Raw genomic sequence first — 26051 nt, 5'->3', positions numbered from 1 at the left:
AACCTCCTGGGAGTGCTGAAATGAATCGTCGCGGAACCCTCACAACACTGGCTGCATCCATGGCTCTGGGCCTGGGCTTGACTTCTCAGGTGCTGGCTGCAGACACCATCAAGGTGGGCGTGCTGCACAGTCTCTCGGGAACCATGGCCATCTCCGAGACCGTGCTCAAGGACACGGTGCTGATGGCCATCGACGACATCAATGCCAAGGGCGGCGTGCTCGGCAAAAAGCTCGAGCCCGTGGTGGTGGACCCCGCCTCCAACTGGCCGCTGTTTGCCGAAAAGGCCAAGCAGCTGATCACCCAGGACAAGGTGGCCGTGGTCTTCGGTTGCTGGACCAGCGTGTCGCGCAAGTCCGTGCTGCCGGTGTTCGAGCAGAACAACGGCCTGCTGTTCTACCCCGTGCAGTACGAGGGTGAGGAACTCTCCAAGAACGTCTTCTACACCGGCGCCGCACCCAACCAGCAGGCGATACCCGCTGTCGAGTACCTGATGAGCAAGGAAGGCGGCGGAGCCAAGCGCTTTGTGCTGCTGGGCACGGACTATGTGTATCCGCGCACCACCAACAAGATTCTGCGTGCCTTCCTCAAGTCCAAGGGCGTCAAGGATTCCGACATCATGGAAACCTACACCCCCTTCGGCCACAGCGACTACCAGACCATCGTGGCCGATGTGAAGAAGTTCTCCACGGGCGGCAAGACCGCCGTGATCTCCACCATCAACGGCGACTCCAACGTGCCCTTCTACAAGGAGCTGGGCAATGCCGGCCTCAAGGCCAAGGATGTGCCGGTCGTGGCCTTCAGTGTGGGTGAGGAAGAGCTGCGCGGCGTGGACACCAAGCCTCTGGTCGGTCACCTGGCGGCATGGAACTACTTCATGAGCGTGAAGAACCCGACCAACACGGCCTTCATCAAGCAGTGGAGCGATTACGCCAAGGCCAAGAACATCGCGGGCCACAAGGACAAGCCTCTGACCAATGACCCGATGGAAGCCACCTGGGTCGGCATCCACATGTGGAAGCAGGCCGTGGAGAAAGCCAAGAGCACGGATACCGACAAGGTGATCGCGGCCATGGCGGGCCAGACCTTTGCCGCACCCAGCGGCTTCACGCTGAAGATGGACGAGAAGAATCACCATCTGCACAAGCCCGTGATGGTCGGCGAGATCAAGGCCGACGGCCAGTTCAGCGTGGTCTGGAAGACCAAGGGCCCGGTCAAGGCCCAGCCCTGGAGCCCGTATATCGAAGGCAACGACAAGAAGAAGGACGAGCCCAACGGCAAGAGCTCCTGATTCGCTCCCTCGGACTGGAGAGGTCTGGTGGGCTCTCCAGTCCTGAAGAGATAGCTGCTTGCGCTTTATTGACAAGGGCCGCAGCGCTAGAAACCTGAAATTCCTATGAACATACTGCGCAAGTCATTGAGGCTGGCATTGGCCGCCGGGCTGGGCTCTTTGCTGAGCTTTGCCAGTCACGCACTGACGACCGAGCAGGCTTATGCCATGGCGGCGGCAGACGATTCCGAGCAGCGCGTGCTGGCGATCAATCAGGCCGTGCTGGCGCCGGATGCACAGACCGACGGCGGTCGCCTGTCGGCCTATCTGGGCGCGCTCGCCAACGATGAAGTGCGCGTGTCCCAGGGCCGGGCCTATGTGGTCAGCGGCGATGCGGTCAGCGATGCGGCGACCGGCGCAGCCGTCAAGCTCCCGCCCGATGCCGAGGAGGTCGTCAGCAACAATTACCTGCGCTCGGTCATCGACACGGCGCAGGCCGCGCTGGCGTTGGGCAGCAGCGATGTGCAGGCACGCCGCAAGGCTGCCGAGCAACTGGCCTCCGAGCCTGATGCTGGGCGGCTTCCCCTGATCGAAAAAGCGCTGGCCGCTGAACAGGACGGGCAGGTCCGAGCCCTGCTGGAGCGCAGCCTGGCTGCCAGCCTGCTGGGCAGCGACGATGTGCAGCAGCGTCTGAAGGCGGTGCAGCAGCTGTCGCATCAGCAGACCCCGGAGACGCAGTTGCTGTTGAACCAGCGCCTGTCCGAAGAGACCGACCCCGGCGTGCAAAAAGCCATCAAGGCCGCGCTGGCCGGCATTGCCGAAGGCCTGGCCTGGGGCGACAGGCTGGGGGCGATCTTCAGCGGCATCAGCCTGGGCTCGGTGCTGTTGCTCGCGGCTCTGGGTCTGGCGATCACCTACGGCCTGATGGGCGTCATCAATATGGCGCACGGCGAGCTGATCATGATCGGTGCCTATGCCACCTATCTGGTGCAGGTCGCATTCCAGCGCTGGCTGCCCGAGGCCTGGTTTGGCTGGTATCTGGTAGTGGCGATTCCTGTGGCCTTTCTGGCCTCGGCGCTGGTTGGCGCGGTGCTGGAGCGCGGCGTGATCCGCTTTCTCTACGGCCGTCCGCTGGAGACCCTGCTGGCCACCTTCGGCATCAGCCTGGTGCTGCAGCAGACCGTGCGCAGCATTTTCGGAGCGCAGAACGTGGGCGTGGAAAACCCCGTCTGGATGAGTGGCGGGATTGCGCTGCTGCCCAATCTGACGCTGCCCTACAACCGCATCGCCATCATCGTTTTTGCCTTTGCCGTGCTGGCGGGCGTGGCCTTCATGATCGCCAGAACGCGCCTGGGCCTGTTCGTGCGCGGCGTGACACAGAACCGCGCCATGGCTTCCTGTGTGGGCGTCAACACGGCACGCACCGACACCTATGCGTTTGCACTGGGCTCCGGTATCGCCGGTCTTGCCGGCTGCGCCTTGAGCCAGATCGGCAATGTGGGTCCGGATCTGGGGCAGAACTACATCGTGGACAGTTTCCTTGTGGTGGTGCTGGGCGGTGTGGGGCAGCTGGCGGGCACCGTCTATGCGGCTCTGGGCCTGGGCGTGCTCAGCAAGCTGCTGGAAGGCTGGACCGGGGCTGTGCTGGCCAAGATCGCCGTGCTGCTGTTCATCGTGGTCTTCATTCAAAAGCGTCCACAAGGCATCTTTGCCTTGAAGGGCCGCAGTGCGGAAACATGAAACACCCCCTGAGTCGCTTCGCGCCTTCCCCCGCTCTCGCATTGCTGCGCGCTGCGGGCAGGGGACGACACCCTCGCTGCGGGGCGGCCCTTGCTCGGTGTCTCGTACCTGGGCCGCGCCAGTTGCGCAGGCCATGTGCCTTGCTCGACATGAGGGAAAACTGACATGACAACCCAATCCATATCCATCGAACTGCCCAAGCCCGCGCCGCTGCTATCCGCCAAGGGCTGGACGGCATTTCTGCTGGCCCTGACCATGGTCTGCGCCGTGGCTCCCGCACTCAATCTGTGGGTGCCCGAGGACAGTGCGCTGCACTTGTCCGACTACATGCTCGGCCTGCTGGGCAAGTTCATGTGCTATGCCATCTGCGCGCTGGCGATTGACCTGATCTGGGGCTATACCGGCATCCTGAGCCTGGGGCACGGTCTGTTCTTCGCACTGGGCGGCTATGTGATGGGCATGTACCTGATGCGCGAGGGCGCAGGCCCCGATGCATTGCCCGCCTTCATGGGTTTTCTGGACTGGAAGGAACTGCCCTGGCATTGGGCGCTGTCGGGCAGCTTTGCCGCCACCGTGCTGCTGGTGTTTCTGGTGCCGGGCCTGATCGGCGGGCTGTTCGGCTACTTCGCCTTTCGCTCGCGCATCAAGGGCGTGTATTTCTCCATCATCACCCAGGCCCTGACCTACGCCGCCATGCTGCTGTTCTTCCGCAACGAGACCGGTTTCGGCGGCAACAACGGCTTCACGGGCTTCAAGACCCTGCTGGGTTTTTCCGTCAACTCGCAAGCCATGCATGTGCTGCTGTTCGCGCTGTCGGGGCTGGCATTGCTGGGCTGCTTTCTGTTCTCGCGCTGGCTGATACGAAGCAAGTACGGTCGTGTGCTGCAGGCCGTGCGCGACGCCGAATCGCGCACCATGTTCTGCGGCTACAACCCGCTGCCCTACAAGCTGTCGATCTGGGTCATCTCGGCCATGATGTGCGGCCTGGCGGGTGCGCTCTATGTGCCCCAGGTGGGCATCATCAACCCCAGCGAGATGAGCGTGGGCAATTCCATCGAAATGGCGGTGTGGACGGCCGTGGGCGGACGTGCCTCGCTGGTCGGCCCCATCATCGGCGCGTTTGCCGTCAATGGCGGCAAGAGCTGGCTTACCGTGGCCGCCCCCGAATACTGGCTGTACGTGCTGGGTGCGTTGTTCATCGTCGTGACGCTGTTCATGCCGGGAGGACTGATTCGCCTGCCGCAGCAGCTTCGCCAGTGGCGTGAGAAGCGCAAGGCCCAGGTCAAGGCACCGTTGAACCAGACTGCAGCCGCAGCTGCCAAAACCGCTGCCGAACCGGCTTCTGCCGATGCCATCGAAGGAGTGCGCGCATGACCCCCGATCTGATGCAGGACGGCGAGCAGCGCCTGGCTTCCTACCAGCAGCGCGAAGCCGCGCTGCGCACCGAATCCGGTGGTCGCAACGCCAGTCTGGCGCGCCCCGTGGTGGCCGGCGAAGTGGATGTGACCCATGGCCGCATCCTCTATCTCGAAGACGTGCATGTGAGCTTCGACGGCTTCAAGGCCATCAACGGTCTGAGTCTCGATATCGCGCCCGGCGAGCTGCGCTGCATCATCGGTCCCAATGGCGCTGGCAAGACAACGATGATGGACATCATCACCGGCAAGACCCGGCCCGACAGCGGCACGGTGTTCTTCGGCTCCACCATCGATCTGCTGCGCTACAAGGAGCCCGAGATAGCGGCCATGGGCATTGGCCGCAAGTTCCAGAAGCCCACAGTGTTCGAGCAGCTCAGCGTGTTCGAGAACCTGGAGCTGGCGCTCAAGACCCACAAGGGCATTGCCTCCTCCATGCTGTTCAAGCTCAGCGGCGCGCAGAAGGACCGCATTGCCGAGGTGCTGCACACCATTCACCTGGCAGGCAGCGTAACGCGCCAAGCCGGGCTGCTCAGTCACGGACAGAAGCAGTGGCTGGAGATCGGCATGCTGCTGGTGCAGGAGCCCAAGCTGCTGCTGCTCGACGAGCCTGTGGCCGGCATGACCGACGAGGAAACCGTGCGCACGGCCGAGCTGTTTCTGACGCTCAAGGGCAAGCATTCGCTGATGGTGGTGGAGCACGACATGAGCTTTATCGACACCATCAGCGAGAAGGTCACGGTGCTTTGCGATGGCTCGGTACTGGCCGAGGGAACGCTGGCCGAGGTGCAGGCTGACGAGCGCGTGATCGAGGTGTACCTTGGGAGGTAACCCCCTGAGACGCTTCGCCTGGGCGGCCCCGCGCCTTCCCCCTCTCTCTACGCGCTTCGCGCTAAGGGAGGGGGGCGACAGCTTCGGTGCTCGGCGGCGCTTCCTCGCTGTCTCTTTGATTGGGCAGCGCCAGTTTCAAGCGTCATGCGCTCCGCAGATAGTCAAATTAGATAGCTGCTTGCGCTTGCTGTGTAAGCGCTAGAGGTCGAAAATGCTTAAAGTTCAGAACCTGCATCAGTATTACGGCGGCTCGCACATCCTGCGGGACGTGAATTTCACGGCCGAGATCGGCAAGGTAACGGTGCTGCTGGGCCGCAACGGCGTGGGCAAGACCACCTTGCTCAAAAGCCTGATGGGGCTGGTTCCCATCAGAAGCGGCGGCATTGAATGGCAGGGCCGCGATATCGCGCGCAGGACGCCCTATGAGCGCGCGCGCAGCGGCATCGGCTATGTGCCCCAGGGGCGCGAAATCTTCTCGCGCCTGTCGGTGGAAGACAATCTGCGCATGGGTCTGTCCTATTGTTCGGCAGGCACCCGGATTCCGGGCGAGCTGTACGAGCTGTTCCCAGTGCTGGGGCAGATGCTGCACCGCCGTGGCGGCGATCTCTCGGGCGGTCAGCAGCAGCAGCTGGCCATTGCGCGCGCGCTGGCGCCGCAGCCCAAGATCCTGATCCTGGATGAGCCCACCGAGGGCATACAGCCCAGCATCATCAAGGACATCGGCCGCGTGATCCGCATGCTGGCCAATCGCGGCGACATGGCCATCCTGCTGTGCGAGCAGTACTACGACTTTGCCGAGGAGCTGGCCGATCACTATGTGGTGATGGAGCGCGGCGAGGTGATCGCGTCGGGCCCGGGCAGCGAGATGCAGCAGAAGAATGTGCGCTCGCTGGTGGCGATTTGAATATCGGGCGAAGAAAAAAAGGTGCCGCAAGCGGCACCTCAAAGCCTCAGGCCATGCCCGGAGGACAACTCATTTCGTCAATACGCTGCGCCGTGCGCGGCCAGCACCGGATTGCCCTGTATGGCAGTGCTGGCGCGGCCGTCCGCGCCCTGGGGGACTTCGCCCACCAGCGTGGTGCGGTAGAGCTGGCGATCGAACTCCAGCGCAAAGATATCCTGTGGTGCCACATGGGCCGTGGAGCGGTTGTCCCAGAAGGCCAGCGAGCCGGGTTCCCACTTGAAGCGCACGGTGAACTCGCTGCTCACGGCATGCTCCCAGAGCAGCTCCAGCAGCACGCGCGATTCGCGAGTATTGAGTTCCACGATGGACTTGAGAAAGCCGGGGCTGATGTAGAGCACCTTCTCGCCGGTCTCGGGATGAATGGTGACCAGCGGGTGTTCGCTGATCAGGGTGTTGTCGCGCACCAGATCCAGATATTCCTGCGATGCCGTGGCTCCCTGTGGGGCGCTGAAGCGGTGCTCGCCACGCAGGCCCTGCAAAAAGGCCTGCAGCGGTCTGGAGAGCGCTTCGTAGGCAGCTGCCAGATTGGTCCATTGCGTGTCGCCGCCATAGGGCGGAATCGTCACGCCGCGCAGAATCGATGCGGCAGGCGGGTTGTGGGCTGCCGTCACATCGGCATGCCAGCCGGTCCAGGGGCGATGTTCGGCCTGGCCGCTATGGCGGTTGGCCTTGCGGTGCTTGGCAATCGAATACAGCTCGGGAAAGCCTTCGACATGACCGAAGACGGGGTGGCCGGGCGTGAGCTCGCCAAACTGGCGCGAAAAAGCGATCTGCTGCTCGTGGCTGAGGTGCTGGTCGCGAAAGAAGACCACCTTCCAGCGCAGCAATGCCGAGCGGATGGTGTGCACCTCGGCGGCACTCAAGGCCTGCTTCAGATTGACGCCGCTGATCAGAGCGCCGATATGCGCCGACTGCGGCGTGATGCGGATGTGTGGAGTGATGTGGTTGGCAGAGCTCAGACGCTGGTCCAGATGCTGCAGCGGAGCGTGGGGCAGGGGCATGTTCATGGGATTTTTCCTGATGAAAGCGGGGCTTCAACGCGCCTGGGCAATACGGGAGGCGCTGGGCGGCAGCAGGCCGAGTTCGTTCAGCAGAGCATGGCTGCGTTCGACCTGGGCATGCAGTGCGCGAGCCGTGTCCTGCGGGCCGAGGAAGATGGGCTCCCACTGGTTCAGCGCCACAAACTCCTTCCATTCCCGGGTTTCGGAAACCTTGCGCAGCGCATTCACCCAATACGCCTGTTGCGCGGTGCTGGCACCGGGTGCCGTCATCACGCCCTGAAACGAATCGCTGACATAGTCGATGCCCTGCTCCTTCCAGGTGGGCGACTGAGCGAACACGCCTTCAAGCCGCTTGTCGGCGGCAATCGCCAGCACGCGCACGCGGCCCGACTGCAGATAGGGCAGCAGGTTCGGCGTGGTGGCCGAAACCACATCGAGATGGCCGCCTGCCAGCGCCACCATGGATTCGGCGGAGGATTTGTAGGGGACGATGCGCAGCTTCTGGATATTCACGCCGCCCTGCTGCAAGGGCTGGGCCACGCCCAGATGGATGTGATTGCCCAGTGTGGTGGCAATGCCTATGGAGTATTTCTCGGGGTCCTTGCGCAGCTGGGCGATCAGGTCCTGGGCATTGCGCAGCGGCGAATCCGCACGCACGACCACGGTGGTGAACTCGCGCAGCAAGGTCACCAGCGGCGTGCCTTTCTGAAGGTGTGCGGGCAGGGCATTCTGCGCCAGGCTGTTGCCGTAGCTGGTGCTCAGCGTCATCAGCGTATGGGCGTCGCCAGGGTGGCGGTGCAGGCTTTCCAGCGCGGCGATCGCATGCGCGCCGGACTTGTTGCTGACCACGAACTGCGGTGCATGGCCATCGCGTGCCAGCAGCTCGGTGAGCTTGCGGGCCGCCTGATCCAGCGCCGCGCCGGCTCCGCTGGGGACAATGAATTCCGTGGACTTGCTGGGCTTCCAGGCCTGTGCCGCTGCGCCGCCGGCTTGCGCGGCAGCAGGGCCAGTTGCCAGCGTGCAGCACAGCACTGCCATCGATGTCAGCCACGGGGCCAGAGTGCGATGCAGGCGTGAATGCGTTACGGTAGCGACCGACATGAAAGCTCCTGAAATCAATCGCCATATGCTTGACAAGCTGGCGTGCGAGAGACTGTAGAAGCGCTGCTGCGATACAACAACGAATGAATTTTCATGAGTTAGTAAGCAAAAGAGCTGAGCTATCCCGGCCTGAACGGCAGGCCTGCTTGAAGAGGCGAGAAAGACAATGACCTGGCATGCGCAACTGGCGCTGAACTATTTCCTGCAGGCTGGCAAGACCTCGGTGCAATTCACGCACGATGGTCCGCTGCGCATCCTCAAAAGCCTGTATCCCGAGGGGCCTGCCATCTGTCACAACGTGCTGGTGCATCCGCCTGGCGGGCTGGTGGGTGGGGATGTACTGGACATTGATGTCCATGTCGCAGAAGGTGCGCATGCGCTGGTCACCACGCCCGGTGCCACGCGCTTTTACAAAAGCAACGGGAAGCAGGCCATGCAGCGCACCCGGCTGCGTCTGGACCCCGGTGCGAGGCTGGAGTGGCTGCCGCTGGAGGCGATTGCCTACAACGCCTGCGATGCCGTCAACCAGCTGGAGTTCGACCTCGCCGAAGACGCGCAACTGCTGACCTGGGATGTGACGGCACTGGGTCTGCCGTTGGCCGCCCAGCCCTATGAGTCCGGCAGGTTCGAACAGCACATCGAATGGCCGGGCCGTTTCCTGGAGCGCGGCGTGATCGATGCACAGGACGAGCTGCTGCTCAACGGCGATCTGGGGCTGGCTAGGCATCGCTGCCTGGGCAGTCTGATCTTTGCCAGCGGCTCAGCCATGGCGCGCCATCAGCGCGAAGCCTTGCTGGAAGGCACGCAGGAGCTGCTTGCCAAGGCCGCTCCGGCGGTGTTGAGCGGTGTCACCGCTCCCAATGAAAACATGCTGGTTCTGCGCTGTGCATCACCTGTGGTGGAGCCTGTGATGATGTTGTGGAAAACCGTGTGGAGTTTTTGGAGAAAAGAACTCTGGGGCTTGCAGGGCGGCACGCCGAGAATCTGGTCCATGTGATCGCTGTTGCACGGGCCCAGGCCCCGTTTCAACGCACCAGCTGTTTTCTGCATCGGGCCAGCTCGGCCTGGGTCCAGTTCAGGCGTTCGCGCAGCTGGGGGCAGGCGGCACCGGCGTTTTGCGGCTCGCGTTCCGTGCAGTGCTCCTCGACCATGGATATCAGGGTGCGCGTGTGGCGGTTCTGCTCCAGGCTGCAGGCGCGCGTACCTGCTTCGGCTCGCGTTCCGCCTTGCGAGCGTGTGCCGGGCGGCACGGCCGTCCAGCCCCGGTTGTGCCAGGGCGAGAAGGAGGCTGACGGCGTGATCTCTATGCCGCTCACGCGTCCTTCCAGGCCGGGAAATGTGGACAGCATGGCGGCTGCAACCAGGGCCGGGTCGCTCATGCGTCCCAGGGCGGTATCGCAGTCCATGACATCGGGATTCAGGCCCGGCGGCAGCAGCCTCAGCACGCCGTAGATGCGGGTGGCATCGGTTTCCAGTTCCTTGACGCTGCGCCCGTTGCTGCCCGGCACCAGTCCCATGCCGACCAGTTGGTACTGCGTGTCGCGCAGGGCGGTATCGGGGCCGGTGTGGATCTCGACCTCGCCCGAGGCCCGGCCCGCGAACATGAGCAGTCTGAAGGCATCCGTGGAGAACAGCGCCTGCACCTCCAGGTGGCAACGGGCAGGGGCGGCGGGACGCAGCACACTTGACCAGTCCTTGGCAGCGTCGCGGTGGACCAGCATGGCCGTGCGCGGCAGCATCTCCACGGCTATCCGTGCCTTGTCCAGGTTTACGGTGGCCGCCACGCTGGCGTCGATGGAGTCGACCGTGGAAAATTGCGCCAGTGCCTTGAAGCCGGGCTGCATCACGGACAGTCTGTCGTTGCCGACCACGCCGCCTGTGGCGATCTCCAGGCGCCCGTCCGCAAAGCGGTAGTAGCTGGGCACTTCGTCGGTCTCGGTATAGCTGCCGTGGCGCGTGGAGACGCGGTAGCGGATCTCGCGTCCGCCCATCTCCATGAAGGGGCGCAGCGTCTCCAGCAGGGCCTGGCGTGTGACGGCATCGTCCTGGCGCAGTGTGATCTCTACGCGTGTCGAGCCATAGCCCAGCAGCTTGTCGAACGCATGGCGAATGACGGCCTGATTCGGAAAAGTGATGACTGCCCCCACCATGCCCGCCAGGGCCGCGACGCCGCCCAGCACCAGCGGCCAGGTCGAACGCTCGTCAGCGCGAGTGCCAGTCATGGCGCTCCAGATGGCTTGCGCGCCATGGCTCAGCCAGGTGGTGGCCATGAAGGCGATGAGCGCTGCAGTCGGCGCCCACACAAGAATCAGCAGTATTTGCAACAGGCCCATATGGGCAGTGATTCTAGGCAGAAGCCATGCATGGCCTGGCTGCAGCCGCCCGCCTGGGGCTACCCGCCCGGGGCTGCTCGCCGGGGACGCTACAGCGCCAGAACGATTCTGGACTCCTGCGTCCTGGCGCGCGAGCAGCAGCTCATCATCTTGGTGCAGGCCGTGCGCTCGGCACGGGTCAGCACCATGTCGCGATGATCGATATCGCCTTCCAGCACCGGCACCTCGCAGGAGCCACACAGGCCTTCGCGGCAGTCGCTCTCGATATCGATATTGGCGCTGCGCAGTGTATCGAGCAGGGTCTCGTCATTGCGCACCTGCAGCGTGATGCCGGATTCGCGCAGCTCGACTTCAAAGCCGTGCTCCTTGTCCGGGTCGAGGGCCCCCAGGGTGCTGGAGAAATGCTCCACGCGCAGGCTGTCCTCGGGCCAGTGGCGACTGGCCTCGGCCAGCCCGTCGAGCATGCGCTGCGGACCGCAGGCATAGATCTGTGCGCCGGGCCTGACCTCGGCCAGCAGTGACGCGTAATCGGCGCGCCGGCCTTCCGCGCCCACATAGATCTGCAGACGCTCGCCATGCATTGCCTGCAAGGCATCCAGGAGCGCCATGCGCTCGCGCTGGCTGCAGCTGTAGTGGATTTCATAGGGGATGCCCAAGGCCTGGGCGCGAGCCGCCATGGCCGCAACCGGCGTGATACCTATGCCGCCTGCGACGAGAATCAGCTGCTGCGCGCCTTCGTCGAGCCTGAAGTGGTTGCGCGGGCCGCGCATCTGCACCTTCATGCCGGCCTGCAGTGCCCCATGTATCCAGGCCGAACCGCCACGGCTGTGCTCCTCGCGCAGCACGGCGATCTCGTAGGTATCGGCTTGCTGCGGATCACCGCATAGCGAGTACTGGCGCGAGATGCCGGTGTCGCCGCAGTGCAGGTCGATATGCGAGCCCGGGGTCCAGCGTGGCAGCTCGCGTCCGTCGGGCGCCTTGAGGCGCACGCGCAGCACGTCCTGCGCAATCAGCTCGGTGTTGTCCACCAGCATGCTGCGGCTGACGCCGCCCTGCGAGGATTCGCCGATGCGCACCGGCTGTTGTTCGGCCAGCACGGCGGGGTTGGCACGCTCGGGGTTGCGGCTCACATCCCATTGCACCCACAGATGTTCGGGGCCGCGGAACGAGGTGTTGGGCACATAGGTGAAGCGTTGCTCGGCCAGCTGCATATGAGGCAGGCGGCGCGTGAACTCTTCAAGGAAGATCTGCATTTCCATGCGGGCCAGATTCTTGCCCATGCACTGGTGGGAGCCGTAGCCGAAGGTCAGGTGATCGCTGGCATTGTCGCGGTGGATGTCGAACAGGTCGGCATCGACAAAATGCTGCTCGTCGTGGTTGGCCGAAGAGGTGACGATGAGCAGCTTGCTGCCGACCGGAATGGCCTGGCCGCCGATCACCACATCCTTGGTGGCCAGGCGCCGCCAGGCGGCTACCGAGCCGTTGTGGCGCAGGCATTCCTCCACGGCATTGGGGATCAGCGAGGGATCGGCGCAGATCTCCTGCCAGACCTTGGGGTGCTGCAGCAGCAGCTTGACGGCATTGGCCGTGGCGTTGGCCGTGGTCTCGTGCGCGGCGACGAGGCCGGCCATCATCATGGAGTGCAGATAGGAGTCGGTGACAACATCGGGCAGTTCCTTCTGCTTGCGAATGCCGTATTGCATCCAGCCTTCGGCATCGGGGTCGGCGCGCATCTTGTCGAGAATCCGGCCCGCGTGCTGCCAGAAATTGCCCACGGCATGGGCCACGGCCACCTGCTCCTCGGCCCGGGGGCGTCCCCAGGTGTTGACGGTGTGGGCAATGCTGTACTGGCGCAGTGTGTCCATATCGTCTGCGGGCACGCCCAGGAAATGCATGGCCACCGTCAGCGGCACTTCCCACAACATCTGGTCGACGAGATCGGCGCGGCCGTCGTCGATGAAACGGTCCACATATTCGCGGGCCAGCCGGCGCACCATGGGCTCGTGGTGCTTGAGCTCTTCGGGCGTGAAGGGCTGCATCAGCGCGCGGCGGCGCGGCATGTGGGCGGGCTCGTCCTCGTTGACCAGGGTGCGGTTCAGCGCAAAGCCATAGCTGGCGAGCACGGCATTGGCTTCATCGCCTGTCGGCGTGATCTTCTCCAGCGCGATCGAGGGGCTGAAGGTCAGGTTGTCGCGGAAGATGGCCTTTATGTCGTCGAAGCGCGTGACCACCCAGTAGCCCAGCTGCGGGCTGTAGAACACCGGCTCCTGTTCGCGTGCCCAGCGCACATACTCGGGCGGGTCCTGCTGGTAGCCGTCGGCAAAGGGATCGAAGCCGGCGGCCCCGTGGCTGATGGGGCAGCCCGTAGGGCCGCTCTGGCCGGTGGGCTTGCCGAACTGGCTGTGATCGATGGGGCAACGGCTGGGGGTGGAAACGGTCATGGCTCGCTCGCAAACGCAAAGAGGCAGGAGATGGCTTGCGCCATCGGACGAGAGTGCAGAGGCGGCCTGCCGCCAGCCTCTGCGGCATGGATCAGCGGGGCAATCAGTCCAGCGTGATGTTCAGATCCTTGATCAGCTTCTGCCAGCGTGTGCTTTCGCTGTGGATCAGCGCCTGGAACTGCTCGGGCGTGTTGCCCACGGGCTCCACGCCAAAGTCGATGAGCTTTTGCTTGACGGCAGGCTCGTTGATGGCGGTGACCACCTGCTTGTTCAGCGCCGTGACGACAGTGGCCGGCGTCTTGGCCGGGGCCACCATGCCGACCAGGGCCGCAGCCTGCACGCCGGGCAGGCCCAGCTCGGCAAAGGTGGGCACATCGGGCAACTGGGGCAGGCGCGTTGCATTGGCCACGGCCAGGGGGCGCACCTTGCCGCCCTTGATGAAGCCGGCGCCGGCGGCCAAGTCCACCATCATCACGGGAATCTGACCGCCCGCCACATCGGCCAGCGCCGGAGCCGCACCGCGATAGGGCGCATGGGCGAGCTTGAGGCCGGCCTCGGACTTCAGCAGTTCCATGGCCAGGTGATGGGGGCTGCCCGCACCGGCGGAGCCGTAGTTCACGCCCTCGGCACTGGCCTTGGCGGCGGCAATGAACTCCTTGGCGGTCTTGGCCTTCTCGGCGGGGCCGGCCACCAGAATCATGGGAAAGCGGCCCATGAGCGTGACGGGAGTGAGGTCCTTGCCGGGGTTGTAGCTCAGGCTCTTGTAGAGCACGGGGTTGAAGATCAGCGTGCCGTTGTCGGCCGACAGCACGGTATAGCCGTCGGCCGGTGCGCGCGCGGTCTCCGATGCGCCTATGGCTGTGTTGCCGCCCGGGCGGTTGTCCACGACGATGGGCTGATGGGCGTGGGCGCCCCAGGCCTGGCCTATGGTGCGGGCCAGGAAGTCCGAGCCACCGCCGGCGGCGTAGGGAACGATCCAGCGCACGCTCTTGCTCGGGTACTTGTCCTGGGCCACGGCGGTGCCAGGGGCTGCGGCCAGCCAGAGCATGCTGGTGGCCAGAACCGAGGCGGTGAATAGGCGTTTTTTCATTGAGGGTGTCTCCTGGGCTGTGGTGTTGTTTGCCTGCGGGTTAACCAAGCTTCACTCCGCCTGCGATTCCGCTTTAATACGGAAATAGTTTTGCGTAATTTTTATACGCATAGCGTAAATATGCTTCAAGGGATTACCCGAGAGCCAGCACGAGACATGCGTGAAAATGTCTTCAACGGCTTACGAGACAGGCGCAACCAGCTATGAAAATCGAGAAGAAGACTTTGGCGATGGCGAAGCGGCAAGCAGCCAGCCCCGCAGCAAGAGTGGCGTCGCAGAATGCCCGGCAAGAGCCGGATCAACGTCGCCAGCGTGTGCAGGCAGCAGAGACCTGTCTGGCCGTGCTCAAGGCACTGGCCGGGCTGGGCGGGCGCGCCAGTCTCACGGCCATCGGCGCTGCCGTCGATGAAAGTCCGGCCAAGGTGCATCGCTATCTGGCCAGCCTCATGGCCGAGGGCCTGGTGGAGCAGGATCGTGGTGGCACCCAGTACGCGCTCGGACGCGAGGCCATCCATATCGGCCTGGCTGCGATGCGCCAGAACGATCCTGTGCGCATGTCCGAGCCGGCCCTGCAGCATCTGCGCGAGTCCTTGCAGGTCACGAGTTTTGTCGCGGTCATGGGCAATATGGGCCCCACCATCGTGCGCTTTGAAGAGCCCAGCCTGCCCATTACCGTCAATGTGCGTGTGGGTTCGGTCATGTCCATGCTGTGGTCGGCCACGGGGCGGGCATTCTTTGCCTTCATGGAGCCGCAGCCCGAGGTCGAGGCGCTGCTGGCGCGCGAGCTGGAGGCAGCCAGCCCCGAGCATCGCCGTCTGCTGCATGCGAGCAAGCCTCTGGAGCAACTGCGCAGCGAGATTCGCGCAGTCGGCTGTGCGGCGATCCGGGACCTGAATCTGCCTGGCATCAGCGCCGTTGCGGCGCCCTTGCTCGACTACAACGGTCATGTGGTGGCCGTGCTCTGCGCGCTCGGGGCCAGCGGCGGCTTCGACCCCGATCCGCAGGGCCGCATTGCCCAGGCTGTATGCGAAGAGGCGCGCAGTATCAGCGCTTCGCTGGGCTACCGGGCCTAGGTCTCAGGCCCCGGTCAGCACAGCCGGGGCTCCGAGGCGCAGGGATAGCTGACGGGCCTGGGCCTGCAGTTTCTGGGCCGGCAGACCAGCGGGGTCCAGCGTCAGCGTGACCGAAGGGCCGATGGCGGCAATCGCCAGCACCAGTTGGCCGAAGCCGTCGAACACCGGCACCGCCAGCGCGCTTACGCCCGACAGCAACTGGTTTTCGACCACGCTCAGGTGGTTGCGGCGAATGGCGTCCAGTTCCTTGGCAAACGCCGGTTCGTCCAGGCTGTGGCCTTCGGCCTGCAGCAGCGGTGCGATACGGGCCGGGTCGCCGAAAGCCGCAAAAATCTTGCCCGTGGCTGTATGGCGCAAGGAGGCCGGCGTGCCGTGGCGCATGGCCACATAGACATGGGTCGGGCCTTCCTCGACGCGGATGATGGTCGGCCCCTGGCCGCTCCACATGGAAACCGACACGGTGTAGCCCACCTCTTGCGCCAGGGCGGGCAGCTCGGCAATCGCCATGCGCACGGGATCTGCCTGCTGCAGGCTGATGAGTCCCATCTGAATGGCCAGCGGCCCCAGGCCGTAGTGGCCGCTGGCGCGATCCTGCTCCATCAGGCCCAGCTTGCAAAAACTCACCAGATAGGGGTGGGCCTTGGCTGCCGTCATCTCCGCCTCGCGTGCCAGATCCTTGAGCGCCATGCGCCGGCCCGTGCGCGCCAGCACCTTGAGCAACTGGCCGCCGACTTCCACGCTCTGTATGCCGCGCGGTGCGCGCGCGGGTTCGTCGTCACTGGATTCAAGCATCAAACGGGCGTCGGTCGAAGAAGAGTTGGCATGAGGCATGACGGCATTGTGACGGTGGAAAAGCGGCTGGAAAGTCTCAAGGGTTTTTCACTATGACAAATCGATTGTGCAATGTTGAATTTATATCTAGCATTCAGAAATTCGATAAAGCTGAATGCATTTGTTTAAAACGAAGAGATTGCAACGATGAGCACCAAGACCTTTGCCTCCGCCGCCGACCTTGAAGTCAAGAAGGTGAGCTTCGACAAGCTCTCCGAACATGCTTATGCCTACACGGCCGAAGGCGACCCCAACACCGGCATCATCATTGGCGACGACGCCGTGATGGTCATCGACACCCAGGCCACGCCCGTCATGGCCGAGGACGTGATCCGCCGCATTCGCGAGGTCACGGACAAGCCCATCAAATACGTCACGCTGTCGCATTACCACGCGGTGCGCGTGCTGGGTGCCTCGGCCTATGGCGCCGAGCACATCATTGCCAGCCAGGACACCTACGACCTCATCGTCGAGCGTGGCGAGCAGGACAAGGCCAGCGAGATCGGCCGCTTTCCGCGCCTGTTCCAGAACGTCGAGAGCGTGCCCGATGGCATGACCTGGCCGACCATGACCTTCACCGGCAAGATGACGCTGTGGCTGGGCAAGCTCGAGGTTCAGATCCTGCAGCTGGGCCGCGGCCACACCAAGGGCGATACCGTGGTCTGGCTGCCACAGGAGAAGGTGCTGTTCAGCGGCGACCTGGTCGAGTTCGATGCCACGCCCTATGCCGGCGACGCCTATTTCCAGGACTGGCCGCAGACGCTGGATGCGATTGCCGCCCTCAAGCCCGAAAAGCTGGTGCCCGGCCGCGGTGCGGCGCTGCAGAACGCGGCCGAAGTGCAGGCCGGCCTGGCGGGCACGCGCAATTTCATCAGCGACCTGTGGGCCGAGGTCAAGGCCGGCGCCGATGCGCGTCAGGACTTGCGCAAGGTCTACGAGGCAGCCTTTGCCAAGCTGCAGCCCAAATACGGCCATTGGGTGATCTTCAACCACTGCATGCCGTTTGACGTGACACGTGCCTATGACGAGGCATCGGGCCACGCCGACCCGCGCATCTGGACTGCCGAGCGCGACCGCGAGATGTGGCTGGCGCTGGAAGGCTGATCGCCTCCTGGGCCGCCCAGCCGGCAGTCTCTTGCGCAGGCGCGGCGGTCTACTGCAAAGCTATCTAAAACAGGAGCTGCTTGCGCTTGATTTGTAATGAATCCAAATAGAAAAAACATTGAATTCAATGCCTGGTGAGCGGTAGCAGCTATTAAAAAAAACAGAGTTTGAATCCGGTCGCAAAGAGCCGGAGGGGCGGCTTTTGCCCCAAGAAACAGATCCACGCTTTTCAAGGTTTGCGCACCGATGAACGCCATGTCCACCACCGCCATTTCTCTTGACGCCCTGCGCGGCAGCGCCGCCGACATCCAGTCCATCCAGATTCCTTATCGGCGTCATGCGGACCAGGATGCCGATGCGCCGGCTCGCCACCCCGTGGTGGTGGTCGGCGCCGGGCCCGTGGGCCTGTCTCTGGCCATCGATCTGGCCCAGCGCGGCCAGCCGGTGGTGGTGCTCGACAACGACTGCAAGCTGTCCACGGGCTCGCGCGCCATCTGCTTTTCCAAGCGCACGCTGGAGATCTGGGACCGCCTGGGCGTGGGTCAGCCCATGGTGGACAAGGGCGTCTCCTGGAATCTGGGCAAGGTGTTTGCCAGGGATCAGTCGCTCTACCAGTTCGATCTGCTGCCCGAAGCCGGTCACGAGCGCCCGGCCTTCATCAATCTGCAGCAGTACTACGCCGAAGCCTATCTGGTCGAGCGCGCCCTGCAGTTGCCGCTGATCGACCTGCGCTGGCACAACAAGGTCACGGCGCTGGCGCCGCGCGCCGATGGTGCGCTGCTGACAGTGGAAACGCCCGAGGGCGAGTACCGGATCGATGCCCAGTGGGTGCTGGCCTGCGACGGCTCGCGCTCGCCCTTGCGCGGCCTGCTGGGCCAGGAAAGCCATGGCCGCATCTTCCGCGACCGTTTTCTGATTGCCGATGTGAAGATGCATGCGGATTTCCCGACCGAGCGCTGGTTCTGGTTCGATCCGCCGTTCCATCCGGGCCAGAGCGTGCTGCTGCACCGCCAGCCTGACGATGTCTGGCGCATCGACTTCCAGCTGGGCTGGGAGGCCGATCCCGAGGAGGAGAAAAAGCCCGAGAACATCCTGCCGCGCATCCGCGCATTGCTGGGCAAGGACGCGCACTTCGAGCTCGAATGGGCCAGCGTCTACACCTTTGCCTGCCTGCGCATGGACCGCTTCGTCCACGGCCGCGTGGTCTTCGCGGGCGACAGCGCGCATGGCGTCTCGCCCTTCGGCGCACGCGGCGCCAACAGCGGCGTGCAGGATGCCGAGAACCTGGCCTGGAAGCTCGACCGCGTGCTGCGCGGTCAGGCCGATTCTGCGCTGATCGCGAGCTACGGCGCCGAGCGCGAATACGCGGCCGACGAGAACATCCGCAACTCCACGCGCGCCACCGACTTCATCACGCCCAAGAGCGAGATCAGCCGCCTGTTTCGCGATGCGGCGCTGGAGCTGGCGCGCGAGCATGAGTTTGCGCGTCGCATCGTCAACAGCGGGCGTCTGTCGGTGCCGGCCACGCTGCATCACTCGCCGCTCAACACGCCGGACAGCGAGGTCTTCGCAGGCTTGCAACTGCCCGGCGCCGTGCTCAGCGATGCGCCCATGCGCCGTCCCGGCGACAGCCAGACCACCTGGCTGCTGCGCGCCCTGGGCCCGGACTTCACGCTGCTGCATTTCGGCCCCACGCCGGCCTGGGCGCGCGAGCTGACCGGTGTGCTCAATCTCTCGATAGCCGCCGAGGGCGATGCCGGGGCCGCGCAAGCCGATCTGCTGGATGCCCAGGGTCTGGCCGCGCAGCGCCTGGATGCGCGCCCCGGCACCAGTTACCTGCTGCGCCCCGATCAGCATGTCTGCGCGCGCTGGCGCCGTCCCGACGAGGCTGCCGTGCGTGCCGCGCTGCAGCGCGCCGGCGGTTGAAATGAAGGCTCCCCCTGAGGCGTCCTCTCTTGCTACGCGGGAGGGGGCATGCGGGCAACCGACGACAGCTTCGCTGCGGGGCGGTGCGGTCGGCCTAGGCCCTTGCTTGCTGTCCCTGGTGGAGTTCAACACCCTCTGAGGATTCCCCCCTTTTTTAGGAGACTGCCATGCTGCTGTCCACTCACCCGAATCTGCAGGCCTGCGACGATTTCTATGAAGCCCTGATCGCCACGCATCAGGGCCTGGAAACCGCGCAAAGCCACGCCCTCAATGCCCGCCTGGTGCTGCTGCTGGCCAATCACATCGGCCATCAAGAGACCTTGCTGCATGCGCTCGAACTGGCCCGCGCCAGCGCAGGATTCGCTCCTGCCGGTGCGGACCCGGCCGAGCGCGGTGCCGTGACACCGGTTGCCCCGGTACACGCTGCCGCTTGAGATGCAGCAAGCCGCCGGCCTGGCGGCAGCTGCGCCATCCCCTAAAGGCCCCGTCACCAAAATCTATTCAAGGGGCCATGAATCAAGGAGACAAGGATGATGCAACGCAAAAAATTTCTGGCCGCACTGGTCTGCTCGACGCTGGCATGGGCTGCAGGGCCGGCCGCCATGGCGCAGGAAAAGCCCCTGGAATGGGTCATAGGCTACGCCGCAGGCGGGGGCTCCGACGTGGTGGCCCGCGTGATTGCCGAAGCCATGGGCCGCAATCTGGAGCGCCCCATCGTCATCAACAACAAGCCCGGTGCGGGAACCAATATCGCGGCCGAGTACAGCGCGCGCTCGCATGACTACGGCAACCTGATGTTCACGGCCGACTTCGCCACGCTGGCTGCCAATCCGTTTCTGTTCCGCAAGCTCAACTACAACGCCGAAAAGGACTTCAAGCCCGTGGGCATGCTGGTGCGCTTCCCCATGTTGCTGGTGGTCAACAACGATGTGCCGGTCAGCAATTTGACCGAGTTTGTCGCCTGGGCCAAGCAGCAGAAGACCGGCGTGAGCTGGGGCTCGGCCGGCCTGGGCAGCCCTCATCATCTGGTTGGCGAGCTGTTCCGCGAAGAAGCCGGTCTGGGCAATATGACCCATGTTCCTTATCGCGGTGCTGCGCCCGCAGTGCAGGATGTGATCGGCGGCCAGATACCTGCCATGTGGGCCGATAGCGCCACCATTATTCCCTTCCTCGGCGAGAAAAAGCTCAAGGCCATAGGCGTGGCCAGCCCGGCCCGCATCGATGTGCTGCCCAAGGTCGCCACCTTGCAGGAGCAGGGCCTCAAGGGCTTCGAAGGCTATGCCTGGCAGGGCATCGTCGTGCCCAAGGGCAGCTCGGCCGAGGTGGTCAAGAAGTTCAGCCAGTCGCTGCAGTTTGCGTTGGCCGACACGCGCACCAAGGCCCGTCTGGCAGCCATGGGGGTCGAGCCCATGCCCGGCAGCTCCGAGCAGATGGAGAAATTCGTCAGCAACGAGCGCAGCAAATGGGGGCGTGTGATCACGGCCAACAACATCAAGCTCGATTGAGAGCCGGACTCAGTGGGTCGCAGCCTGGGTGACGGACAGGCACGGGCGCTGCGGGATATGCGTTTTTGCAGATGCAGCGCCGTGCCAGCCGTGGCAGACTGCGGGCCATGTCCGAGCCCACTCTTCTCGTTGCCGACGATCACCCGCTGTTTCGCGCAGCGTTGATCCAGGTGCTGCACGACCGCTTTCCGCAATTTCGCATTGTGGAGGCGGCCAGCGCCCAGACCTTGGGCGCAGCGATGCAGGAGAATCCTGAAATCGAGCTGGTGCTGCTGGACCTGGCCATGCCCGGCGCGCGCGGCTTCTCGTCCCTGCTGCATCTGCGCGGCGAATATGCGCAGGTGCCGGTGATCATCATCTCGTCCAATGACGACCCTCGCATCATCCGCCGCGCCCAGCAGTTCGGGGCGGCAGGCTTTATCTCCAAGTCTGCGGCGGCAGACGATATGAGTGCCGCCATTGACGATGTGCTGAGCGGGGATATCAGCTTTCCCTCCATGGTGGCCGAGCGCTCGGAGGCCGATGCGGCCCTGGCCGCTCGTCTGGCCCAGCTCACGCCTCAGCAGTTTCGCGTGCTGCTGTGCATTGCCGACGGATTGCTCAACAAGCAGATCGCGCACGAACTGGGCCTGGCCGAGAACACCGTCAAGGTCCATGTGACGGCGATTCTCAAGAAGCTCGAATGCTATTCACGCACCCAGGCGGCAGTGCTGGTCAAGAGCCTGGAAAACGATCACGAGGTTTGATTGCCCTGGTGCCTCAAGAGCTCTCTGTTTCGATAGCTTGCTGCGCTTTGTTGGTCATGGATTGAGGCCTTTCTGACCTCATTTCTGCGCAGCTTGCCGCTGCAAGTCGTCATCGCAGTTCGATGGCTACAAGTGAGCGAAAAACTCCGGCGTCGCGTCCCAGCGATCGTGCATGCCATCGACATACGTGACGGGAATTCGCGAAAGCTCCTCTTCCGACAGATCTTCCAGGCAGCCGATATTGATGCCGTACATCTGGCCTATCGGCGTGTCGTGGCCCACGCCAAAGACGCGGATGCCGCAGCGCCTGCAGAAGAAATGCTGGTTCTTTTGCGAGCCAAACACATAGAGGGTGAGTTCCTTCTCGCCCGTAATAAGGCGGAAATTTTCGGGGCTGGCGATGGCGGGCCAGAACCGGCTTCGCCTGCAGATGGAGCAGTTGCAGCGATAGCTGGGCTGGCTCAGGTCCAGGCCGACTTCAACCTGAACCCGGCTGCAATGGCAGCTGGCACGATAGGATTTCAGCATCTGGCGACCCCCTGTGTTGAGACGGGCTGCCATCGGGATGTCAGCCTTGATCGAAGCTTAGATAGTTCAGATGCTCCTGGCTACGCCAGACCGCACACCATGCATTGATATCGCTGCCGTGGGAGAAAAAGATCTCCCAGCGATGATCGACCTGGTCCTGAAAAACCTGTCTCGCCGCATTGATGAAGCGATGACAATGGACTTGGAGCGGGCCTTGGGCATCTTGCGCATCGATCAGCCAGAGGAAATCCTCTTGCCAGTCGGCGTCGCACGGTACTTCATGCACGGATTTCAGACGCAGCCTGCTGACCACATCGGGCCAATGGGCGAGATCGATCCGGCAGCGCACAGCCAGGCGGTCGTCAATGCCGCTGCCTCCGGCATAAAAGCCCAGCGCATAGTGCAAGTCTTCCTCTGCGGGCGCAAAGCCGATCAGATTGGCAATGAGTGACATGGGCTTTTCCACGCACATGTCTTTGCTGCTGTGTCGATGAGCCAGGCTGTCGTAGTCGCGCATGTCTTTGGCAACCGTCTAGGCAAGAGCAGGCATGAAGAGGTGTGTCTCCTCATGCAGCATGGGTTCGTCCTCCCAGGGAGGACAGCACGGCAGGAGCGATCAGCCTGTGCATGGGTTTGACGGGCAGCATGTAGAGGCGGCCTAGTGCGTTCTTGACATGCACGACGGTGGTGACGGTGATGATGGTGTCCGGGGAACTGATGTCGCTCTTGCGGTGAATGCTGAGCACGACTTTCAGATGCTTGTCGTCGTCGCCGATCAGGGCTTCATCAAAGGTGTTCTCGAACACCGTGAAGATGCCGACCCTATCGCCCGGGCCGTAGCTGGCTGCTGGTTTTCCGGGCTTCAGGGCCGACAAGGTGCCCAGGTTCTTGAGCCCCGCCAGGCTGCCGACCAGATTGCGCGCACGCATGCAGATTTCAATCCAGCGCGGCGTTTTGCGCGCGGCAAGAATGAAGTGCTCCAGTGCAGACAGGCCTGTGGCGTCCGAGACGATGCTCCAGGAGTCGTGAAAGCTGGCTCCGGCCAGTCGATCTGCGATGCGGCTGCCGGGCGGAACGGCGGATTCAACGGGATGATGGTGCATGCTATCTCTGTCAGGATTGAACGGCCCGCGTGCCTGAAAGCCGCAGAGGCTGATGCAGCATATCGAAGAATCCGCCACTCGGCTTGTACAGTCATGGCGTGCAGACCGATTTAGCTCCTGAATTCATAGCTATAGCGCAATGCACTGAAAGCGCAGCAGCTGGAAGTGACTTTGGCTTTCAGGCGCTGCCGCCTTCTCGTCCGCGCAAAAAGGTCTGGCTCATCAGCGCCCGCAGCGCCGGCGGCCTGACCGGCTTGGCCAGAAAGCCCCAACCGCGTTCAGCAGCCTGGCGGCGCAGGGTGCTATCGCCTTCAGCGGTCAGCAGGATGACCGGAGGCTGCTGCCCCCAGCGCTCGCAGAGCTGGGCATAGATATCGGGGCCGTAGAGCTGGCCCAGATGCACATCGAGCAGCACCAGTTGCGGGGCATTGCCGGGCGCTGCATAGGCCAGGGCTTCGGGGGCGTTGGCGGCCAGCGGCACATCGCAGCCCCAGCGCTCGAGCAGGGCGCAGGTGGCGTCGCGGGTGGCGGGGTCGTCCTCCACATACCAGACGGTGCCGCCCTGCAGCGGACTGTCCACACGAGCGCTGGGAGAAGGCTGCTGCGATACCGGCGTCAATGCTGCAGCCTGCCCTAATGGAACCTTGACCCAGAAGACGCTGCCCTTGCCCAGGGTGGAGCGCAGGCCGATCTCATGGTCCAGCAATCTGCCCAGGCGTTCCACGATGGCCAGGCCCAGGCCGGTGCCGCGGTCGTCGGCATGGCCTTCGTCGAGGCGGCGGAACTCTTCGAAGATCTCCTTTTGCAGGCTCTGGGGAATGCCCGGTCCCTGGTCATGCACCTCGATGCGCACCTGGTCGCCCTGGCGGCGACAGCCCACGACGATACGGCCCTTGCGCGTGTAGCGGATGGCGTTGGAGACAAAGTTCTGCAGTATGCGGCGCAGCAGGGCTTCGTCGCTGCGCACGATCAGCCGGCTGGGCATGCAGTGAAGGCTCAGGCCCTCGCTTTCGGCCTGCAGCGCAAAATTGTTGTGCACTACTTCCAGCAAGGAGCTGAGCGCGAAGTCACGTACGCGGACTTCGAGCTGGCCCGATTCCATGCGCGAGATGTCGAGCAGGCTGGTGAGGATGGCGTCCTGAGAGGCCAGTGCCTTGTCCACCCGCTGGGCCAGTTGGCGGCCGGCCTCATCGTGCAGATAGGTGGGCAGCAGGCTGGTGAAAATGCGCGCCGCATTCAGCGGCTGCAGCAGGTCATGCACGGCCGAGGCGACAAAGCGGGTCTTGTAGCGGTTGGCGCGCTCGGCCTCCTGTTTGGCCTGGGCCAGGTCCCGGGTGCGATCGGCAATGCGCTTTTCCAGCGTATCGGCGAGATTGCGCAGCTCGCGCGCCGTGTTCTTGTAGCTGGTGATGTCGGCATAGCTGGTGACAAAGCCGCCATCGGGCAGGGGGTTGCCGCGAATCTCCAGCACCGTGCCGTCGCCCTTGGCGCTTTCGTGCAGATGGGGGCTGCCGCTGCGCAGATGCTGGAGCCGGCGTTGGATCGCAGACTCCACATCGCCCTTGCCCAGCAGGCCGCGCCTGGCGTTGTGGCGTATCAGCGCCTCGATGGGCTGGCCCACATGCATGAGCTCGGGCGGGTAGCGGAACAGCTCCACATAGCGCGAGTTCCAGGCCACCAGCCGCAGCTGTGGATCCACCACCACCACGCCTTGCGGCAGATGCTGCAGGCTGCGCGAGAGTCCGGTGTCGGCCTGCTTGGCGGCCTGGACAATGCCGTCCTGGGCCGTGCGCAGCTCCTGCGCATGCTGGTGCAGCACGGTCTCCAGCTCCTTGCGACTGCGCTGGCGCAGGGCCGCCAGGCGCTGGCGCTGGCGGATGTAGAGCACCAGCAGCGATGCGGCCAGCCACAGGCCGCCGGCGGCCACTGCCGCCCAGTGGCTGGCCGTCTGGCTGTGGACGATGTCGTGCAGCAGGTGTAGCTGCCATTGGCTTTCGGGGAGTTCCATGCGCAGCCAGAGCATGGGGTCGACCAGCGGAGGCTGGCTGAAATGGGCCAGCATTCCGATGCCCGCAGGCTGCCGGCTGGTGCGATAGCCGAGCGGAATCAGGGCCTGGCCCGCGTATTGATGGGTGTCCCGTACCTCCTGCTGGTCGCTGCTGGACAGCGGCTCCAGCAGGCGGTAGCGCCATTCGTCGCGGTTGGAGAGAAAGACCACGCCATGCTCGTCCGAGGCAAAGACGATGTCGGGCGACTGGCTCCACTCGCCTTCGAGCTCCTGAAACAGGATCTTGATGGCGATAAGCCCAAGCACCGAGCCGTCATCATCATGAATGGCCTGGGAGAGAAAGTAGCCGGGCAGTCCCGTGGTCATGCCGATGCCGTAGAAGCGGCCACTGCCCTGGCTCAGCGCCTGGGTCACATAGGGGCGAAAGCTGTAGTCCTCGCCCACATTGCTGTGCGAGTCGCGCCAGTTGCTGGCGGCCAGGGCCTTGCCGCTTTTGTCGATGAGGGTCAGCGTGGAAGCTCGGCTGGCGCCGTTGGCCTGCTCCAGCTTGTGGTTGAGCCTGTCCACCTCGGTGGCGCTGAGCGGGTGGCTGAGCGCGTTCTTGAGTTCGGCATCGAGCGCCAGCACCTCGGGCAGGGTGCGGTAGCGGTCCACGCGCTGCACCATGGCCTGGGCATAGAGCGTGAGCTGGCGTTGCACGCTTTCGCTCTCATCGTGCAAAGAGGTTTGCAGCGCGACGCGACTGGCGACCCACATGCTCAGCAGCATGCCGCTGAGCACGATGACAAGGGTCAGAAACAGTCGGTTTCGGGCAAGGTTTCGCGCAAGACGCATGACGAGAGTGGGTGATCAAGGTGCCCAGTGTGGCTCTGGAGCAGGTTCAGTGCGGATTCTGAAGCCTAGGGATTTCCCTAAGTTGGTGCATGCTCTCCCAGGGAGCGCGTACGGACCTAATACCAATGGGTTATCGGCACAAAAAGGGCGCGGGAGTACAAACGGCAGCAATTCGGCGCACCACGGTGGTGCGCCCGCAATTTTGGAGA

Annotated in this window: 22 protein-coding genes; 12 read left to right on the top strand and 10 right to left on the bottom strand. The window is 63.9% G+C overall.

Annotated features, from left to right (window positions below):
• The first annotated feature begins 20 nt into the window (after nt 1-20).
• The 5 genes from urtA to urtE all read left to right on the top strand — a co-directional run bounded on the left by urtA (nt 21) and on the right by urtE (nt 6158).
• The gene (gene urtA, locus Cth01_RS07395) at nt 21-1289 is read left to right on the top strand and encodes an urea ABC transporter substrate-binding protein (protein ID WP_034377381.1); all 1269 of its coding nucleotides are present in this window, start codon (nt 21-23) and stop codon (nt 1287-1289) included.
• 105 nt (nt 1290-1394) lie between these two features.
• Entirely contained in the window at nt 1395-3008 is a 1614-nt protein-coding gene (gene urtB, locus Cth01_RS07390; RefSeq protein ID WP_045838838.1) for an urea ABC transporter permease subunit UrtB, read from the top strand.
• Nucleotides 3009-3173: 165 nt separating this feature from the next.
• Nucleotides 3174-4382 carry an urea ABC transporter permease subunit UrtC gene (urtC, locus tag Cth01_RS07385; protein ID WP_034377380.1) on the top strand — a complete coding sequence of 403 codons (1209 nt, stop codon included), beginning with the start codon at nt 3174-3176 and terminating at the stop codon, nt 4380-4382.
• Entirely contained in the window at nt 4379-5254 is an 876-nt protein-coding gene (urtD, locus tag Cth01_RS07380) for an urea ABC transporter ATP-binding protein UrtD (protein WP_034377379.1), read from the top strand. The genes urtC and urtD overlap by 4 nt, the downstream gene beginning before the upstream one ends.
• A gap of 211 nt (nt 5255-5465) precedes the next feature.
• Nucleotides 5466-6158, top strand: coding sequence for an urea ABC transporter ATP-binding subunit UrtE (gene urtE / locus Cth01_RS07375; RefSeq protein ID WP_034377378.1), 693 nt, complete (start codon nt 5466-5468; stop codon nt 6156-6158).
• A gap of 77 nt (nt 6159-6235) precedes the next feature.
• On the opposite strand, the gene Cth01_RS07370 is transcribed toward urtE, so the two are convergent.
• A complete protein-coding gene (locus Cth01_RS07370; protein ID WP_080747054.1) occupies nt 6236-7225 on the bottom strand; it encodes a TauD/TfdA dioxygenase family protein in 990 nt (329 codons plus the stop codon).
• A gap of 27 nt (nt 7226-7252) precedes the next feature.
• The gene (locus tag Cth01_RS07365) at nt 7253-8320 is read right to left on the bottom strand and encodes a tripartite tricarboxylate transporter substrate binding protein (RefSeq protein ID WP_229227759.1); all 1068 of its coding nucleotides are present in this window, start codon (nt 8318-8320) and stop codon (nt 7253-7255) included.
• A gap of 166 nt (nt 8321-8486) precedes the next feature.
• Here Cth01_RS07365 and Cth01_RS07360 point away from each other — a divergent pair, with 166 nt between their 5' ends.
• The gene (locus tag Cth01_RS07360) at nt 8487-9317 is read left to right on the top strand and encodes an urease accessory protein UreD (protein ID WP_034377376.1); all 831 of its coding nucleotides are present in this window, start codon (nt 8487-8489) and stop codon (nt 9315-9317) included.
• A gap of 28 nt (nt 9318-9345) precedes the next feature.
• On the opposite strand, the gene Cth01_RS07355 is transcribed toward Cth01_RS07360, so the two are convergent.
• From Cth01_RS07355 to Cth01_RS07345, 3 genes are all read right to left on the bottom strand, one after another.
• On the bottom strand, nt 9346-10653 hold the full coding sequence (locus Cth01_RS07355; protein WP_045838837.1) for a hypothetical protein: 1308 nt from the start codon (nt 10651-10653) through the stop codon (nt 9346-9348).
• A gap of 89 nt (nt 10654-10742) precedes the next feature.
• On the bottom strand, nt 10743-13094 hold the full coding sequence (locus tag Cth01_RS07350; RefSeq protein WP_045838836.1) for a cytochrome P450/oxidoreductase: 2352 nt from the start codon (nt 13092-13094) through the stop codon (nt 10743-10745).
• 103 nt (nt 13095-13197) lie between these two features.
• On the bottom strand, nt 13198-14184 hold the full coding sequence (locus Cth01_RS07345; RefSeq protein WP_034395931.1) for a Bug family tripartite tricarboxylate transporter substrate binding protein: 987 nt from the start codon (nt 14182-14184) through the stop codon (nt 13198-13200).
• Between the two features lie 230 nt (nt 14185-14414).
• Between Cth01_RS07345 and Cth01_RS07340 the strand changes: the two genes are divergently transcribed.
• Nucleotides 14415-15257 carry an IclR family transcriptional regulator gene (locus Cth01_RS07340; protein WP_233425123.1) on the top strand — a complete coding sequence of 281 codons (843 nt, stop codon included), beginning with the start codon at nt 14415-14417 and terminating at the stop codon, nt 15255-15257.
• 3 nt (nt 15258-15260) lie between these two features.
• Here Cth01_RS07340 and Cth01_RS07335 read toward each other — a convergent pair whose 3' ends face one another.
• The gene (locus Cth01_RS07335) at nt 15261-16088 is read right to left on the bottom strand and encodes an IclR family transcriptional regulator (RefSeq protein WP_034377373.1); all 828 of its coding nucleotides are present in this window, start codon (nt 16086-16088) and stop codon (nt 15261-15263) included.
• A 147-nt stretch (nt 16089-16235) separates the two neighbouring features.
• Here Cth01_RS07335 and Cth01_RS07330 point away from each other — a divergent pair, with 147 nt between their 5' ends.
• From Cth01_RS07330 to Cth01_RS07310, 5 genes are all read left to right on the top strand, one after another.
• Entirely contained in the window at nt 16236-17192 is a 957-nt protein-coding gene (locus Cth01_RS07330; RefSeq protein WP_003068272.1) for an MBL fold metallo-hydrolase, read from the top strand.
• A 255-nt stretch (nt 17193-17447) separates the two neighbouring features.
• Entirely contained in the window at nt 17448-19118 is a 1671-nt protein-coding gene (locus tag Cth01_RS07325) for an FAD-dependent oxidoreductase (protein ID WP_034377428.1), read from the top strand.
• Between the two features lie 167 nt (nt 19119-19285).
• On the top strand, nt 19286-19552 hold the full coding sequence (locus Cth01_RS07320) for a DUF2783 domain-containing protein (RefSeq protein WP_003068276.1): 267 nt from the start codon (nt 19286-19288) through the stop codon (nt 19550-19552).
• 96 nt (nt 19553-19648) lie between these two features.
• Nucleotides 19649-20623 carry a Bug family tripartite tricarboxylate transporter substrate binding protein gene (locus tag Cth01_RS07315; protein WP_174447036.1) on the top strand — a complete coding sequence of 325 codons (975 nt, stop codon included), beginning with the start codon at nt 19649-19651 and terminating at the stop codon, nt 20621-20623.
• 107 nt (nt 20624-20730) lie between these two features.
• Entirely contained in the window at nt 20731-21369 is a 639-nt protein-coding gene (locus tag Cth01_RS07310; RefSeq protein ID WP_003068280.1) for a response regulator, read from the top strand.
• Nucleotides 21370-21495: 126 nt separating this feature from the next.
• Here Cth01_RS07310 and Cth01_RS07305 read toward each other — a convergent pair whose 3' ends face one another.
• From Cth01_RS07305 to Cth01_RS07290, 4 genes are all read right to left on the bottom strand, one after another.
• Nucleotides 21496-21897 carry a GFA family protein gene (locus Cth01_RS07305; protein WP_034377426.1) on the bottom strand — a complete coding sequence of 134 codons (402 nt, stop codon included), beginning with the start codon at nt 21895-21897 and terminating at the stop codon, nt 21496-21498.
• A gap of 40 nt (nt 21898-21937) precedes the next feature.
• Nucleotides 21938-22351 carry a hypothetical protein gene (locus tag Cth01_RS07300; RefSeq protein WP_233425122.1) on the bottom strand — a complete coding sequence of 138 codons (414 nt, stop codon included), beginning with the start codon at nt 22349-22351 and terminating at the stop codon, nt 21938-21940.
• Nucleotides 22352-22463: 112 nt separating this feature from the next.
• A complete protein-coding gene (locus Cth01_RS07295; protein WP_045838834.1) occupies nt 22464-23000 on the bottom strand; it encodes a DUF2867 domain-containing protein in 537 nt (178 codons plus the stop codon).
• A gap of 178 nt (nt 23001-23178) precedes the next feature.
• Entirely contained in the window at nt 23179-25842 is a 2664-nt protein-coding gene (locus Cth01_RS07290; RefSeq protein WP_045838833.1) for a hybrid sensor histidine kinase/response regulator, read from the bottom strand.
• Nucleotides 25843-26051: the final 209 nt, after the last annotated feature.

Source organism: Comamonas thiooxydans, assembly GCF_000964545.1.
In the GTDB taxonomy this organism is placed as follows: Bacteria; Pseudomonadota; Gammaproteobacteria; order Burkholderiales; family Burkholderiaceae_C; genus Comamonas; species Comamonas thiooxydans.
The sequence above is the reverse complement of the archived record's forward strand: the minus strand, read 5'-3'. Positions and strand labels throughout refer to the sequence as shown.